Below are 15,526 nucleotides of genomic sequence, written 5' to 3'. Positions count from 1 at the left end.
GCCTACGGGCTCCCAAATCTGATCGTTGCAGCTTCAAACAGATTCAGCGGCGTTTGCAAGATGGCGCAGGCACGTAGCAGCCGCGGAGGCACAGAATTCTGCGATCCTTAACCGAGATGGAGCACTGCCAGGTGTTCCACCCGTTCGAACGCCTGCCGCGCACCAGCCTCGCATCGGCGTTCCGCCGCATGGTCGAACGGCACGGCGTCCAGCGATGCGGTGAAGTCGCGCCAGTGGGCTGCGGGCCCCTCTCCCGCCGGGGCGAGATGGCGCGCGCCATGCCCGTCGCCGAGGCCGAGGCGAGCCGCCTGCTTGCGCAGCAGCGCCGCGCCCATGTTCGATCCTTCCGCGACATACAGCCAGCCCAGCGCCGCCGCCGTGTCGATCGCGCCGCGCCTGAACCGCAGGTCCGGCTCCATCACAGGCGCCAGCCCGAGATCGGTCAGATCGGCAGCAATCAACTCCAGCTTCTGACGCCGGGGCAGACCGGGCAACAGATCCTGGAGCAGCGGGTCGGCATAAAGCGGCGCAATCTCCGCATGGAAGACCCATTGCATCTGCACGAACCGGCCATATTGCCCGATGCTGCCAAAGGCGTCCGCCGCGTTGATCCGGCTGTCGAGCCGTTGATGCATATCGTCCGTCGCGCCGCGCAGCCGGCGGGCCCGGCTCTGCTCGATAACCTCCATCGCCAATCCTTTCGCAAGCCGCCCTACTGGCGCCCGCCATCGGCGGCAATGGCGGGGGCCCGCAACTGCCGGGAATAGAACCAGCCGATCGCGATCAGGCAGACACCCAGGGCGAAGAACGATCCGATGCGCGCCAGCCCGTCCAGCGCAGCAGCGTCGAGGATGAATACCTTCAGCACCGCGCCCAGCATCAGCACCAGCGACCCGACGCGCCAGCTGCGCCGCCCTGTCCGGGCACCCCAGGCCAGGAAGCCCAGTGCCAGCGCGATCGCCAACAAAGACTGCAACAGGTCTTCCGCCGGATCTATCGGTTGCAACAGGATCGTGCCGCTGAACGCCTGCCGCAACAGCGACAGCGCACCGATCGACAGCAACAGCATGGCGCCGGCCTCCGGCAACCAGGCATGGCGCCCGCCGGGTCGCAGCCACAGCACCATCAGGGTCGCAAGCAGGTAGGCGGGCAGCAGCAGGTTCAGCACCGGCAGCGACCCAACCGCCTGATCGCTCCACAACGGATTGTGCAGCAACAGCGTGAAGCAGGCGAAGTGCGCCAGCGCCAGCCAGCCGAGCACCCGCCCGGCAATCGGCCGGTGCGTACGCCAGACCAGCAGCGCACCGGTGCCCGCCAGCAGCCCTTGCCACAATGTGCGCTCCGCCATGCCCAGCGCCACGAAGCGCGGCAGGTCGCCAATCGCGAACAGCTGCTTGTAGCTGACATGTACCACCGCCAGTGCCAGCGTGGAGGCCAGCACCCAGGCCGCCCTGCGCCAGCGGCCGAAGGCGGCACGCTGCAGCAGCAGCGTCGCCAGCCAGCCGGTCGCCAGCGGCGCCAGCAATTGCCAGGTCATCGTGATCGCCGGCAGGTCGCCGATCAGCGCCGGTTCGCCATGCAACACCGCGGCTCCCGTGCCGATCAGGCGGACGAGCGCCTCGCCCGCCCAGACCAGTCCGGCGAGTAGCAGGGTCACCGAAATCGGCACCGCACCGCGCACCTTCCAAGCCAGCGGAACGGCGATGACGGTCAGCAGCAGCGGCAGCCAGGCATCGGGCAACAGCAGCGCGGCCGCCGCCTGGCCCAATATCGCCGTTACCGCGCCGGCAGACAGCATCCGGCCACGCCACCATGCCGCCAGCGGCAGCAGCGCCAGCAGCCCCGAGCCCAGCGCCAGCACCTGTGCATCGCCGCTGCTCTCCAGCTCGAACTGGTACAATGCCGCCAGGCCCACGCCCAGCGGGTGCAGCGCCACCTGCAGGTGATCGACGCCCGCGGCAGTGCCACGCCAGGCCTGTGCCAGCGCACCGCCGCCGAAGATCACGGCCGCCGCACCTGCGACCAGCGCAAAGGTCGCGCCATCGGGCTGCGGCCACGCCGCCAACAGCAGCACGCTGACGCCCGCCGCCACCGCGCCGCCTTCGCGCAGACGCGGATTGTTCCAGCCCAGCACCGCCAGTGCGGCACCCAGCAGCAGGTAACAGGCCCACGCCAGCGGGCCATAGCCGCTGCGGCTGACCAGCAGCGCGATCTGCAGCGTCGCCAGAGCGCCGATGGCCAGCCGTGGTCCCTGTTCGGCCGTGCCGGTGCCGACGCCGGTACCTGCAAGGTGTGGCAGCACCCCGCCCAGCAGCACCAACAGCAGTCCGATGGACAAGACCGCCGATCCGCTGCCCAGCGCGGCCCCGTCGGCCAGCAGGGCCGCACCCCACAGCAGGCCACCGGCCAGCGCAGCCATGCCCAGCCACGGGCGCTCCTGCCGCTCGCCAGCCACCACCAGCCCACCCGTGACCACCGCCAGATATCCGGCGAGCAGCGGCAGGTTCGGCTCCGTCGCGCCGGCCAGCGCCGGTGCGGCGAAACCGCCGGTCAGACCCAGCACCGCACTCGGCAGACCGAAGCGCCAGGACAGTCCCACGGCCAGCGCGGTCACTCCCGCCAGCCCGGCGAAGGCGAGCCACGGAGCGAACAATTGGTAGACGCTGCCCCCCAGGTAGAACCCGGCATACAAGGTCGCCAGTCCGGCGCCGGCCAGCGCCTGCCGCACCCGTTCATCGTCTAGCCGGGCCGACAGGCGATGCGCGAGTTCCGCACTCGCCAGCAAGGCGGCGCCCGCACCGAAGCTCAGCGCCACGCGCGCCCACGGGCCAAGCACGCCGTTGTCGATCGACCAGCGGACCAGGAAGAACCCCGCCACCGCCAGCGCGATGCCGCCGGCCCAGATCGGCAGCAGACGGCCGAACACTTCTTCGAAATCAAACACCGGCCGCCAGCGTCCCGGCTCCGGCTCGACCACAGCGTCCGCCCGTTCATCGGATGAAAGCGCGGGCTGCGCCGACGCGGGCGGCTCCGCTCTCGACCACGCTGCCGGCTCCGCCCGTGACGCTTCCACCGGAGCGACTGCTGGTGCCGGGATCGATGGCGGCACGATCGCTGGCGGCGCCGTTGCCGGTACACTGCCCTGCCCTGCCTCGAGTTCCAGGACACGCTGTTCCAGTGCATCCATCCGCCGCCACAGCCACGCCATTGGAATCAGCAGCAGAACCAGCAGAATGGATGCGACCATGGCATTGCTCCGACGATAACCAGCGCACCCTAGCGCGAAAATAAGCACTGTTCAATTGCAGAATTGGACATTGTTCAATTTTGTAGGTATGATCCCCGTCATGGGCCGGCGGTCGGATCATACACGCGACGAATTGCAGGCATTGCTGCTGTCCGAAGGGCACCGGTTGTTGGCGGAAGGCGGTCTGGCGCGCTTCTCCGGCCGGGAGGTGGCCAAGCGCGCCGGCTACTCCGTGGGCACGATCTACAACGTATTCGGATCGCTCGATCACCTGCTGGTGGCGCTGAACTCGCACACCTTCACCCTGTGGGCAAATGCGCTCGAACGGGAGCTATCGCGCGGACCTGCCGACCGCATCGCCGCGCTGGTCGAGGCCTATTTCGCCTTCGCCCGCGACCACACGCATCTGTGGTCAGCGATCTATGAACACCGGGTCGCGCCAGACCTGCTGGGCCCAGCCGACCATGCGGCCCGCGCAGCGCTGACCACGATCGTCGATGCGGAGGTACGCGCCGCGCTCCCTGCCGACACTGGGACCGATATCGGCCGGCTCACCCGGTCGCTGATCGCGGTCGTCCACGGTCATTGCAGCTTCGCCCTTGGCGGCACCTTTGCCCTGCTCGAAGAACACGATCCCGCCGGCAGTGCCCTCGCGCGTGTCCGCGAAAGCCTGGCGATGCAAGGCTACGATGCCACATTGCCCGTCGGATAAGGGGAGGAGATGGCACCCGGACTCCGCGCACAGGTAGCGCGGAGCGCGGCAGCGCCACAGAAATGGTGCGCCTCGGCGAATGTGTTTCGAACCAGTTGTTCCGTGATCTTGAGAACTGGAACCGCTGTCTGATCGACACCTCGCTCGGTCCAAAGCCCGGCTGAGCCAGCCACCTAGCGGTTAACCGCCGCCCAAAATAACAGCCTCTACCACGCAGCCTGCATCCCCCCGGATGCGGGCTGTCGTCGTTTAACCTCGCTTTTTATCAGAATCATGTCCGACGAACGCTCCTCCAGGCGGCCAGCGCCATTCTCGCTGCGCCTGACGCCAGAGGAGCGTCTTCAGCTGGAGCGAGACGCCGGACATCTCCCCGTCTCCGCCTATATAAAGTCTCGCCTGTTCGATGGCGTTGCCGCCCCGGTGCGGACGCGCGGCATGACTCCAATCAAGGATCGCGCGGCGCTGGCGGAGGCTCTTGCCAAGCTCGGCCAGTCGCGCATCGCCAATAATCTCAACCAGCTCGCTCGCGCCGCCAATCTCGGCGCGCTCGATCTCACGCCGGAGCTGGAAGCCGAACTGCATGAGGCCTGCGCGGCTGTCGCCGAGATGCGCGCCCTTCTGGTCCGGGCCGTCGGTCTGTCGGAGGGTCGGTCGTGATCCTCAAGGCCAGCCAGCGCGGCGGAGGCAGAGACCTGGCCGTCCATCTGCTCAAGCCTGAAAATGAGCATGTCGAGGTGCATGAGGTCCGGGGCTTCTGCTCGGAAACGGTGCTCGGCGCTTTCAAGGAAGCTCAGGCTATCGCTCTTGGCACCAAATGCCAGCAGTATCTCTTCTCGGTCTCCCTGAATCCGCCAGAGACAGCCTCAGTGCCAGTCGATGCCTTCGAGGGGGCAATCGAGAAAATTGAAGACCAGCTGGGCCTGACCGGCCAGCCGCGCGTCATCGTCTTCCATGAGAAGGAAGGCAGACGGCATTGTCATGCCGTCTGGTCCCGTATCGATGCCGAAACGATGACAGCCCGGCAGATGTCGCACTTCAAGATGAAGCTGAATGCGGTCTCCAAAGGACTTTATCTGGAGCATGGCTGGGAGCTGCCACGCGGCTTCATCGACAAGGGGCTGCGGGACAGAGGCAGCTTCGATCTTGCCCATTGGCAGCAATGCAAGCGCATGGGGCGCGATCCGAAGCAACTCAAGGAAGCCATTCAGACGGCCTGGGCCATATCGGACAGCAGGCAAAGCTTCGAAGCGGCATTGGAAGCCAAGGGTCTATTCCTCGCCCGTGGCGATCGGCGGGCTCATGTCGCCGTCACCTATGAAGGGGAAGTTCTCTCCCTCTCCCGGATGACGGGACAGAAGAGCAAGGAGATCGCTGCCCGGCTCGGCAAACCGGAGGAATACCGGAGCGTCGAGGAGACGAAGCAGCATATCGCCGCCACGATAGCGCCAAAGTTGCGGCACCTACTCAAGGAGAACGAGCGGGCGAAAGTGGAAGCGATGCTGCCGCTGGAGGCGAAGCGCATCGCCATGCGAGACCGGCACCGGGAGCATCGGCAGGAGCTGGGTGACGCTCAGCGCCAGCGGAGCGAGGCGGAAGGCAAGGCCAGAGCCGCACGGCTGCGAAAAGGCGTTGCCGGGCTATGGGACCGCTTGACCGGCAGGCGGAAGGAAACGCTACGGCAGAATGAGGCGGAAGCGCTGGAATGCCGCAATCGCGACCGCACCGAGCGGCACGACCTCGTCCACGACCAGCTAACTGAGCGGCGCGGGCTTCAGCGGGAGATTGTTGCCGTTCGCAGCCGGTTTGCGGCGCGGGCGGAGGAACTTCACCACGATCTTGGCAAGCAGGTTTCTGCAAACGAGCTCGAAACGCACACTCTCGGCGAGAACTTCCGAAGTGCAGTCAGAAATGAGCGAGCGGGCACTGATGCATGCCCACGCAATCTACGGGGACGCACAGCCACGCATCTGAACCACGAAAAGGGCGGCTTCGCGAGGTGAACACTTTCGGCTACTCGTCGAGTGATAACGTGGAGCCCGTGCACTCCTTGAAGGGGGCTCTCTAAGTAAGCCAAACCCAGCATGGTAATGGGGAGTTAGCAGCCAAAACAGTTCGTGGCATAGCAAAGTTTGGCTATGTACGCGCGACGACGTGGCAAAACGCGATAGACCGCTCAAGGAACCACACAAAGCTCGCTATGCCCAAGCGGCCATGGCGCTATTAACAGAATCTCTATCTGTCTTGCGACAGGCCGCGCGCTGTGGAAAGATCGAGCGAGTTGAAACTTATTTCAGGTACCAAACGGCTGGGCCGAGCGAGGAATTGGAATGACACTGCTTGGAAAAGCCGAGGCGAACCCGACGAAGTCCTTCTTTGTAAGAATGATCACACGCGATATCGCTTTAGAGGATTGCATCCTTGACTTGGTGGATAATAGCATTGACGGCGCTTGGAGTCTTGAAGGCGGTCGGCCGATTGGCTTAAATCAGGCCGCTGACCTCTCCAAGTATGAAATCAAGATCATTGCAAATGAGGGTTGCTTTAGCGTTTCCGACAATTGCGGGGGAATGACGCTCAAAGATGCCGAAGAGTACGCATTTACCTTTGGCCGAAAGGAGACCAGCGAACGAGAGGACTTTAGTATCGGGGTCTACGGTATTGGCATGAAGCGCGCCGTCTTCAAGCTCGGTGAGAACATTGAGATAACGAGCACATGGGCGGACGGCAGCGCGCTGAGCGCGTTTCGGGTCTCTATCGATGTAAACCAATGGCTTAGCCCGGCCAAAGCTAAAGAGTGGGATTTTCCAATTTATAGCGCTGACCCAGGCGCAGATAGTGGCGTTAACATCCAGGTAAACACGCTCACTCCCGAGACTGCGGCTGCTTTCTCATCTCCTTTGTTTGAACGCAACTTAAGACGCATTCTCGCCCGAGACTATACGCTGCATCTTCACTATGGTTTGCGGATCATTCTCAATGGCAAGGCGGTCAATGGGTGGCAGATTGAGCTTCGCGAGAGCGATGCATTTCAATCCATGCGCGATGCTTATCCCGATGACGCAGACGGACGGGGCGAAGTTCGGGTGGAGATTGTGGCGGGCATGGCTGCTCCTCCACCAGACACGAACGATGTTGAGGAGGCTGAAGGCGACGAGCGCTACGGATGGTACGCGATCTGCAACGGACGAGTAGTTATGGCGGGCGATAAGACCGCTGCTGCTGGCTGGGGAACCGAGGGCTGGCCGCAGTGGCACGGCCAATATAATGGTTTCATCGGCCTTGTGGTTTTTAGTTCAGTCAACGCCGCTCTTCTACCTTTAACAACGACCAAGCGCAGCGTGGATGTCTCTTCGGGCGTGTATAGACGGGCACAGGCCAAAATGCGCGAAGCATCCAAGCGGTGGACGTCTTACACAAATCAGCGAAAGCAAGCGCAGGAAGAGGCAAAGATCGCCGAGGCAGCGACACGTCCACTATCTATATACGCAATCCCCGCTCGCGCCGCGGTAGCTCTGCCGACCTATAAAGCTGTGCCAAAAGAGCCTTCAGGAACAATAAATTACACTTTGCCAAAGAAGCGTATACAAGCTCTCGCAAGCGCATTGGGTAGCATTAACATGTCATACCGTGAGGTCGGTCTTAAGTCATTCGAACACACCTACGATGACTTCGTCGGTGACGACTAATGGGATCATTTGACAATATAAATTATAGCCTTCGACCAAGTAAAAGCATTGAGCGTAGTCTTGTTTTCGAAGGCTTGGGGCGATTGCAGGCCGCTTTGGATCTGAACGCACAAATCTACGTTGGAATGGGCTCGATCTGGTTCGCCGACTTCTTGATGGCCCATCGGCTGCTCGGTATCGACGACATGGTCTCAATCGAGGCGGACGATATCGGATATACACGTGCGGAGTTTAACCGACCATATCGTAGTGTCGACGTTCGACACGGACGATCTGGCGTGGAACTCTCTGCAATGTACCTTTCCGAGGATCATCGGCAACGGCCTTGGATCATTTGGCTCGACTACGATGGCCCTCTTGACGAAGAGGGCGTCGAAGACCTCAGAAATGTGTTTAGCGGAGCACCGCACAACACCATTTTGCTCACGACGTTCAGTGCGACGGGGGCGGCGTATGGCAAACCTAAGGATCGACACGAGCGTTTGAAGCGCCTGCTCGGCGGAGTTGTTCCCGACGATTTGGATGAGGACGCGATCCGTGACGGCCTTCCAGAGACGCTCGCGAGCGTCACAATGGATTTCCTTACATCTGCGGCCGAGGTCAGCGGGCGTCCTGGCGGCTTCGTTCCTGCGTTTAAATTGGTTTACACCGACTCAGCTACTATGGTGACGGTCGGCGGTATCCTTCCGCGACCGGGCGCCCGTCCAGCAGCAAAGGCCGTGATAGATTTACCGAGCTGGCCTGGTATTGTCGAACCAAGGATTACCGCGCCCCACCTCACCCTTCGGGAAGCAGCAGTGTTGCAAGCTCAGCTGCCTACCGAGGTTCCTCTTACCCGCGACAACCTACAAGGACTGGGCTTCGACCTAAAGGACGAACAGCTAGCGTCCTACGCCAGCTTCTATCGCTACTATCCAACCTACGCTCAGATCAATTTTTAGCAATCATGCTCGGTTGGAAAATCGTTTAGGCTACCGAGTAATTCGTCCACTGCGCCATGACGGCCGGGGAGAGGTTCTGCGCTCCCTCCGGCATGCGGTATTGGCGCGACCGGCGCAGCTTCCACTCGGTCGCCTTTGCTAATCGGGTAGCTTGTAGACGGTTAGCTCGGCCGGTGTGATTTCGCTCGCGCCGACAAGGCGATAGTGCTTTTCCCGTACGATCGACACGTCGTTGCCGTCGAAAGTTAGCTCGAACATGGCGATCACGTCACCGTCCATGAACTGCGCCGAGACGGTTCTCGGGACGCAATGCTTATAACGCTCCTGCGTCTGGCAGAACGTCACATCCTGGATCGTCTGAATGACGCCGAGCTTATCGTTGCCACCTTTGGCCTGCACCGGAACGATAAACTGTGCGCCTTGGCTATCGACGCCGACGTACAGCTCGTCGATTTCGATCTGGCCATAGTTGGGTATTTTGGTACGGAGATGGTTTTGCAGGCTGTAGGCGGTCACGCCTAAGAAAATGTCGATAAGCCGATTGTACCGAACCTTTGCAAGCAAAGCCTGCTCATCGCTCAAAGCGTACTGAGCGATGATCTCGGGCGTCGCATCCGGGATCTTACGAACCAAAAGACCGCGTGTCGGCTCGATGTAACACAACTTACTCAGCCGAAAGCGGTATCGCGCATCTCCAGCGCCTAAAATCAACCAATACAAGCCGTCCGGCTGAGTGTCCAGAATGGACCTCGGCAAAGCTCGGCGATATCGAAAGGAGTAAATTACGTCACCAAGGTTCTTTGGGGCCTTCACGTTCGTTCGAGTGGCCGCTGCCGCGATTTCCTCACGCTCAAACTCAAACTCGGTGGCACCCTGTGTATAGTACCTCCTGAAGATATCTTCGATTATGGCGACATAGGCGCCTACACGCTTCGCTTTTGCCTTTGGCGGAAGTTCATCTTCGTCGAGCTCTTCTACTGCGACATCATTTTCATCGTCCGCCATTTACCACCTTCAGCTTCAACCGCATTTCCTCAATTTCATGCTGCTTGCGCTTCGTTGCCCCGCTCTTGCGATCGCGCTTGCTGCTCGGCTTGGGAACGCCAAAATGCTCTGCCGCTTCGGACATCTCCATGTAGAGGAGACTTGGGTCTCCAAGCGAAATGGAACGCTCCGGTCGTGTGGGCGCCACACCTAGTGCCGCGACCACCGCTTGCCCGATAGCCCTAGCGAGCGGAGCCGGAACTGCATTGCCGATTTGCCGAGCCCCGTGCCACTTCGTTGCCTGAAGTCTAAACCAGTCCGGAAACCCATGTAGGCGAGCCATCTCGCGCACGGTGATGCAGCGGTCGGCAGCGAAATGAATTGGACGCGGGCTCGTGAAAGCTCCGCGAGCTCCATCGGTGCCAGCGCGGAGGGTATTTGCCAAACCTGTCGGGGACAGCTTCAGAAAGCGGCTGATCGGCTCGACCGTCCCCGGCACGGTCTCGGAGAACCGACGGCGGGAGATCTCGGTATGAATCGTCCGGGCGCTCGAAGTCAAAAAACCTGGCTGCCAATTCCTAACATAGCCGTAATGCCAGGCATCGTTCGTTAAGCAGCGCATCTCGGCAGCGTAAGGGGACGGCTTCTTGAAGGCCGACGTCTTCACGCAGTCGGTTTCGATAAGCGTAGGAAAGCGGTCGGCATCAGGGATGTCGCCTATGGCATCCCCACAGGTCGGGCCGCTCGGTAGACCGGGCATCGGCTTACGTGCATCCGCGGCATTGGTCGTTGGCATGGGATAATTTGGAAGGGTCTGTCCCTTTTTTGCGCCTAGTAGAATGAGGCGTTGGCGCTGCTGAGGGGTGCCGTAGTTGGCAGCGTTTAGAACGTGCCAGGGAAACCGCACTTCGTAGCCGACTTCGTCGAAAGCTCTAACCAGTTCCTCCAGCACGGCCTTGTGCTTGCCAACGGTTAGTCCTTTGACGTTCTCGAACACGAATGTCCTAGCATCGAGCTCCGCTACTATCCGGACGAACTCGAGCACGAGGCTGTTGCGGGGATCGTCCAGCGCACGCTGCCCGATCATTGAGAAGCCTTGGCAAGGCGGGCCACCGAACACGCAGTCTACCGGGCGGTCTCCGATCCCGGCCGCAACACGGATTTCCGAAGCCGATAAACCAACGACTGAGCGAGGAATCACCGCCGTTTCGGGAAAATTGAACTTGTGGACTGCACAGTGCACAGGGTCGATTTCGACCGCTGCCACTACATCGAAGCCGGCCTGCTCGAATCCAAGCGACATCCCGCCGGCGCCTGCAAAAAGATCGATACCAATGGGTCTCACGTGTTCCCTCTCTGTGCCTTTCGGGCGGTGTCGGACAAGCTAACCGATTCGAGCTTGGCTGTCGATCGAAAATTCGGCGGCCCCAGAAAATCGTGAAGGCGGCCTCTCAGCTCGTCTTCGTCCTTTATCTCACATTGCCAAATAGTTAGCACACGCCAGCCCATGGCTTCCAGCTTCTCGACCTGCATGCAATCGCGGGCCCGGTTTGCCGCCAGCTTTGGCCCCCAATAATCAAGCCGAGATTTCGGGGCGTTCCCTTTTTGACACTCATGGCCGTGCCAGAAGCATCCGTGCACGAATATGGCAGCTTTCCTGCCGCGAAAGACGATGTCGGGTTTGCCGGGGAGTTCTTTGGGGTGGAGCCTGTACCGGTATCCCATGCTGTGAAGCAGCCGCCGAGCCGTCATTTCCGGTCCAGTGTGGGCCGTTTTGACGGACTGCATAATGCGGCTGCGCTGCTCGGGAGACCGGGTGTCGACCATAGCTGCAATGTAAGGCAATATGGGTGACGGTCCAGGAACCAAGCGGCACTCACTGCCCGCGGCGCGGTCGTCGAGGGTTAGATAAGCACGCTGCGTCACCCCTCTCAGGCACTGAAGAAGATCATCGCAAAATTTGCATCGGCTTTCACGTCGACATGGCCACAAATGCGGCGTTTGGGATAAAATACGGTTTCCGGGAAAGAAGAGGATGTAGCGGGATGGAGAAATGAAAGCAGTCTTCGACACCAAACCGACCTCGATTTACGACGACGAGGTCACTAGCCATTACCAGTTTCCCAAGCGCTACCTCAACCTCGTGGAGCGCTGCATCGGCGACAGAATCGTCTTGCGGCGGCCTCGCGCGGATGGCGGAAATCTCGCCTACTTCGCTTGTGCCGTCGTCTCGCATCTTGAGCCTGATGCGAGCACGAAAGGCATGACCTTCGCCCATCTGCGAGATTTCATGCAATTTGATCGGCCGGTACCATGGACCGTCGATGGCAGATACTGGGAGGAGGAACTGCGAAACCTGCCGCCTGCCCGCGTGGGCATGTCTCTTCGTGGGCGGTCCGTTCGCGCGCTCTCTGAAGCCGACTTCGCGGCTATCGTTGCCGCTGGGCTTTCAGAAACGCTCTCCCTCAAAAACGCGGATCGGTTTCAAATCGAACACGAGGCAATTGTGCAAGCCGAAGCTGCGTTGCATGAGTTGCCTGGCCAAGATCAGGCCCGCCGAACCGAGCAGGTCCTGACGAACCGAATTATCAGGGACGCGAGCTTCCGCGGATTAGTATGCGACGCATATGGCGGGCGTTGCGCCGTCACCCGATTGCGGATGCTAGACGGTCGAGACAATCCGGAGGTGCAAGCCGCTCACATCTGGTCGGTCGCTGACGGCGGACCCGACGTGGTGCAGAATGGAATTGCGCTCTCGGGGACTGTGCACTGGCTCTTCGATAGGCACTTGATCGCCATCGGAGACGACTATCGTCTCATCGTGGCGAAGGGCAAAGTGCCTGCCGAGTTCCAAGCCGTCTATGGGCAGCACGGCACGGAACTGCACCTGCCAATGAAACCCGAAGAGTGGCCGCATACGAGCTTCCTCGAAAAACACCGCGCGAAGTTTTTCGAGAAGAACGGGCACTAGGCGCATCGCTCGCCCGAAGGTCTGAGCGTCTGTGGGTTGAGGTTCAGGGTGCGAGCGTTCGGGACGGTATCCAATTGGCGGCCGGTTGATCGTAGGTGTCCAAAGGAGAGCGAAGGCTTCTTGGTCATGGGGTCAACGGGAGCAGAAACGCTCCCTTGCCGCGCCGGAGGCGGCTGGGTTCCACAGGGGCGGGCACGCCCCTTGGTCGATGGGGTTTGGGGAGCGCCGAAGGTTCCCCATCGGTCCGGAGCAGGCTCGATGCCTGTGGAGTGCCGTAGGCCAGAGGGATGCAACGGGAGAGCGCAGCGTCTCCCTTGCCAAGATGCGTGGTACTACCACGCACATCTTGCGCGCAGCGTTATCTCTGACCTTCAGCCCTTCCTAAGTAGCGGAGTTATCTCGAACCGGTGAACACCTGGGCATTCTTTGCTGGTTCGCTAGCGCTTGAAGTTTGGCTGATGTAGCCTCCGTTTCAGGAGAGACTATGGCCGACAAGACAAACAAGCTGACCGTTGGCCTTGTCCGGGCCGAACTGGTTGATGTCGCAGATATCATCAAGGATGGTGCTGCGGCGTTACCTGTAGACGGGCTCGGCACATTCTACACGCAGCCGTCTTTCCCTCGTGCCCCCTCATGGATTCAGGACTTCTTCGGCAGCAGGTTGGGAGCTGGTCCTCAACTCATCACATCAAGCGCGAAGGGTCTGCTCCTCGTTCCGCTTACCGCTGGTGAAGAAACCCGGATTTTTGCCGTCCTGTTTGGGCATGGGCGTCATCTCCTCAAGGATGGTGCTCTCGAGGACCGGTTTGGGCTCAAAGTGGTCCTAAACAGTGTCGACCCTGATAGCCTGCGCAGCATCGATAAAACGGCTTTAGGTTCTGTCCCGAAGCAAAGCCGGGAGCAGATAAGCCGCGAGGGTGGAGCATCAAGCTTTGGCATTGATGTCGAACAGGACCTTGTGAACGCCGTCACGGGAAAGTCCCGGATCGAACGCTTCGGCCGCACGATCTCAGGCAGAGACACCTTTGCTGCGTCTGCCAAATTTGACGCCGGGGATGTGAAAGACTTCCTCGCTGATGTCCTGAGCCAATATCGCAGTCTCACCTATCAGGACCGCTTCGACTGGATCGACCAGATTAAAGATGTGCGCCCGTCACATCAGATCGCCAAGCTCAACGATGAACTGATCGCCCGCCTGCAACGTGGGGAACTGGACCACATCTGGATGGCTCCACCTGAGATAGTCGACTGGGCAGACGTGAAGGGTTTCCGCTATTGCCGCAAGCGATCCGACCTTCATACCGATCTTGATCCGGCGCAGCTGCTTGTAAGCCTCGGAGAAGATGGAATCGATTTCGAACGGCTAAAATCAGCAGATATTCTTCTTGTCAGCGCAACTTCGGACACCACCCTTACGAGCTGGTCCGCTTACCGCTGCATCTATGCGGAAATTGTGCAAGACGGCACCTTGTTTATTCTGAATGCCGGAAAGTGGTTCGCGATTGCGAAGGACTTCACGGAGCTGGTCAACAATGACTTCGTATCGATGCCGGAGTCGGACATCGTTCTGCCTGACTATGCGCACGGCAACGAGGCTCTCTATAACAAGGCCGCCACGAGCGCGCTTGCTGGTTCTCACTGCCTAGATGCCGACGTTATCGTACACGGAGGAGGTCAGAGCCGGATCGAGTTTTGCGACCTTCTTACGGCGGACAAGCGGCTTGTTCACGTTAAGCGATACAGTGGATCGGCCCAGCTCAGCCATCTATTCGCACAAGGCGTCGTTTCAGCTGAACTGTTCGTCACGGATGCAGAGTTTCGCCGAAAGCTGAATGAGAAGCTGCCCGATCATCACAAGCTCAATAATTGTGAGGATCGTCCGAACCCGGAAGAGTTTGAGGTGGTCTACGCAATCATCACCGACTCAGCCAATGCGCTCAACATCCCCTTCTTCAGCAAGGTTACACTGCGCAACGCCGGACGCCGTTTGCGAGGCTATGGATATCGAGTTTCGAAGAAAAAAGTGACCTCGAATAAAGCGAAAGCTTCGTAGCTATCCCCCCGCTGCTTCTGCCTGCCTGACTTAGCCCGTCTGCAACGGCAATTTCGCCGGAGGAGACGTGCAATGCAGAATGATCTTCCGCCGCTTCCCGAGATGAAGCCGATTCCTTCCGCCGCTGCCGAGCAGCCGTTCGAACGGCCTGCTCCTCGTGGCCAATCCGCCTACCAGACCGCCATGCCGTTTGGACGGCGTATGCGGCAGATGTTCACAGCCTGCACCGGGATGGGATTCGGGGTAATCCTCGGGATTGTCGCCTTGCAGGTGACGATGCCACCCGAATGGAAGCCGACTACGATCGCCGCCATGCTGGAAGCTCAGATTGATCTCAGCGTGAAAAATCAGATGCTGGGAGCGAAGCCGGGCGAGATCATCGTCAACGAGGCCGAGTATCGCGAAAGGATCGCCGAAGCTGAACGTTCGGGGCAAGCCTCGGCCGAGCTGGCTTATCAAAAGGAGCTGGCGCTTGTGTCTGCGGACAAGGAGCGGGTCGTCCAAGCTTATGCCGCCCTCTACCAGCGGGCGAATGCTATCGCGCAAGCTGCGATCGAGCTGGAACGGATGGCGCAGGCTTTCCGTCAGCAGCTCCTTCAGATGAGCAATGGCGGCCGGAGTGTGGTCATCATGATGAAGGATTTATTTTGCGGCCTTGGTGACCCTCAGGCCTGTGCAAGCGCCCGTAACGATCGCGGGACCATGATCGCGGAAGCCGATGAACTCTCTCGCGGCGATGTCGGCAATCGGGTGCGTGAACTGATGGCCGGGGTCGATGATCCGGCAACTCTCATCGCCCAGGCCGACCAGCGGCAAAACGGAACGCCCTCGCTCGACGCTGGCCAGCAGCGCGATCCCACTTTTGGGATGAACACGCAGCCCTGATCTAAGGCTATCCCCCCGCCTTTAGGCCCGGCCCGCTTACTCTGCGA

General features: G+C 60.5%; 13 protein-coding genes. 8 read left to right on the top strand and 5 right to left on the bottom strand.

The genetic code is table 11. The annotated features are described in order from the left end of the window. Positions 1-107: 107 nt before the first annotated feature. Both V5740_RS03385 and V5740_RS03380 read right to left on the bottom strand, forming a co-directional pair. Positions 108-689 carry a biliverdin-producing heme oxygenase gene (locus V5740_RS03385; RefSeq protein WP_347303679.1) on the bottom strand — a complete coding sequence of 194 codons (582 nt, stop codon included), beginning with the start codon at positions 687-689 and terminating at the stop codon, positions 108-110. A gap of 23 nt (positions 690-712) precedes the next feature. Beyond that, on the bottom strand, positions 713-3,247 hold the full coding sequence (locus tag V5740_RS03380; protein WP_347303678.1) for a DUF2339 domain-containing protein: 2,535 nt from the start codon (positions 3,245-3,247) through the stop codon (positions 713-715). Between the two features lie 100 nt (positions 3,248-3,347). Here V5740_RS03380 and V5740_RS03375 point away from each other — a divergent pair, with 100 nt between their 5' ends. From V5740_RS03375 to V5740_RS03355, 5 genes are all read left to right on the top strand, one after another. Further along, positions 3,348-3,959 carry a TetR/AcrR family transcriptional regulator gene (locus V5740_RS03375; protein ID WP_347303677.1) on the top strand — a complete coding sequence of 204 codons (612 nt, stop codon included), beginning with the start codon at positions 3,348-3,350 and terminating at the stop codon, positions 3,957-3,959. Between the two features lie 273 nt (positions 3,960-4,232). Further along, entirely contained in the window at positions 4,233-4,616 is a 384-nt protein-coding gene (mobC, locus tag V5740_RS03370) for a plasmid mobilization relaxosome protein MobC (RefSeq protein WP_347303676.1), read from the top strand. After that, the gene (locus V5740_RS03365) at positions 4,613-5,959 is read left to right on the top strand and encodes a relaxase/mobilization nuclease domain-containing protein (RefSeq protein WP_347303675.1); all 1,347 of its coding nucleotides are present in this window, start codon (positions 4,613-4,615) and stop codon (positions 5,957-5,959) included. The genes mobC and V5740_RS03365 overlap by 4 nt, the downstream gene beginning before the upstream one ends. 327 nt (positions 5,960-6,286) lie before the next feature. Next, positions 6,287-7,645 carry an ATP-binding protein gene (locus V5740_RS03360; RefSeq protein WP_347303674.1) on the top strand — a complete coding sequence of 453 codons (1,359 nt, stop codon included), beginning with the start codon at positions 6,287-6,289 and terminating at the stop codon, positions 7,643-7,645. Beyond that, the gene (locus tag V5740_RS03355; protein ID WP_347303673.1) at positions 7,645-8,586 is read left to right on the top strand and encodes an O-methyltransferase; all 942 of its coding nucleotides are present in this window, start codon (positions 7,645-7,647) and stop codon (positions 8,584-8,586) included. Before V5740_RS03360 ends, V5740_RS03355 begins: the two co-directional genes overlap by 1 nt. 138 nt (positions 8,587-8,724) lie before the next feature. On the opposite strand, the gene V5740_RS03350 is transcribed toward V5740_RS03355, so the two are convergent. The 3 genes from V5740_RS03350 to V5740_RS03340 are packed head-to-tail and all read right to left on the bottom strand — an operon-like array spanning position 8,725 to position 11,397. Further along, positions 8,725-9,591: an endonuclease gene (locus V5740_RS03350; RefSeq protein ID WP_347303672.1), complete on the bottom strand. Its 867-nt coding sequence runs from the start codon at positions 9,589-9,591 to the stop codon at positions 8,725-8,727. After that, positions 9,578-10,915 carry a DNA cytosine methyltransferase gene (locus V5740_RS03345; protein WP_347303671.1) on the bottom strand — a complete coding sequence of 446 codons (1,338 nt, stop codon included), beginning with the start codon at positions 10,913-10,915 and terminating at the stop codon, positions 9,578-9,580. The genes V5740_RS03350 and V5740_RS03345 overlap by 14 nt, the downstream gene beginning before the upstream one ends. Then, positions 10,912-11,397 (bottom strand): very short patch repair endonuclease, encoded by a 486-nt coding sequence (locus tag V5740_RS03340; RefSeq protein ID WP_347303670.1) that lies wholly within the window; start codon positions 11,395-11,397, stop codon positions 10,912-10,914. Before V5740_RS03340 ends, V5740_RS03345 begins: the two co-directional genes overlap by 4 nt. A gap of 226 nt (positions 11,398-11,623) precedes the next feature. Here V5740_RS03340 and V5740_RS03335 point away from each other — a divergent pair, with 226 nt between their 5' ends. The 3 genes from V5740_RS03335 (at position 11,624) to V5740_RS03325 (ending at position 15,479) form a co-directional block, all read left to right on the top strand. Next, complete coding sequence (locus tag V5740_RS03335; protein WP_347303669.1) at positions 11,624-12,541, top strand: HNH endonuclease; 918 nt, start codon at positions 11,624-11,626, stop codon at positions 12,539-12,541. A gap of 484 nt (positions 12,542-13,025) precedes the next feature. Beyond that, entirely contained in the window at positions 13,026-14,594 is a 1,569-nt protein-coding gene (locus V5740_RS03330) for a TIGR04141 family sporadically distributed protein (protein ID WP_347303668.1), read from the top strand. Positions 14,595-14,666: 72 nt separating this feature from the next. Then, positions 14,667-15,479 carry a hypothetical protein gene (locus V5740_RS03325; RefSeq protein ID WP_347303667.1) on the top strand — a complete coding sequence of 271 codons (813 nt, stop codon included), beginning with the start codon at positions 14,667-14,669 and terminating at the stop codon, positions 15,477-15,479. Positions 15,480-15,526: the final 47 nt, after the last annotated feature.

The organism is Croceibacterium sp. TMG7-5b_MA50 (assembly GCF_039830145.1).
In the GTDB taxonomy this organism is placed as follows: domain Bacteria; phylum Pseudomonadota; class Alphaproteobacteria; order Sphingomonadales; family Sphingomonadaceae; genus Croceibacterium.
This window is presented reverse-complemented; position numbering and strand designations above follow the sequence as displayed.

Coding starts and splice junctions, on each gene's coding strand:
- V5740_RS03335 (WP_347303669.1), top strand. CDS start 11,624: ATGAAAGCAGTCTTCGACACCAAACCGACCTCGATTTACGACGACGAG.
- V5740_RS03350 (WP_347303672.1), bottom strand. CDS start 9,591: ATGGCGGACGATGAAAATGATGTCGCAGTAGAAGAGCTCGACGAAGAT.
- V5740_RS03325 (WP_347303667.1), top strand. CDS start 14,667: ATGCAGAATGATCTTCCGCCGCTTCCCGAGATGAAGCCGATTCCTTCC.
- V5740_RS03330 (WP_347303668.1), top strand. CDS start 13,026: ATGGCCGACAAGACAAACAAGCTGACCGTTGGCCTTGTCCGGGCCGAA.
- V5740_RS03385 (WP_347303679.1), bottom strand. CDS start 689: ATGGAGGTTATCGAGCAGAGCCGGGCCCGCCGGCTGCGCGGCGCGACG.
- V5740_RS03375 (WP_347303677.1), top strand. CDS start 3,348: ATGGGCCGGCGGTCGGATCATACACGCGACGAATTGCAGGCATTGCTG.
- V5740_RS03380 (WP_347303678.1), bottom strand. CDS start 3,247: ATGGTCGCATCCATTCTGCTGGTTCTGCTGCTGATTCCAATGGCGTGG.
- V5740_RS03360 (WP_347303674.1), top strand. CDS start 6,287: ATGACACTGCTTGGAAAAGCCGAGGCGAACCCGACGAAGTCCTTCTTT.
- V5740_RS03340 (WP_347303670.1), bottom strand. CDS start 11,397: ATGGTCGACACCCGGTCTCCCGAGCAGCGCAGCCGCATTATGCAGTCC.
- mobC (WP_347303676.1), top strand. CDS start 4,233: ATGTCCGACGAACGCTCCTCCAGGCGGCCAGCGCCATTCTCGCTGCGC.
- V5740_RS03355 (WP_347303673.1), top strand. CDS start 7,645: ATGGGATCATTTGACAATATAAATTATAGCCTTCGACCAAGTAAAAGC.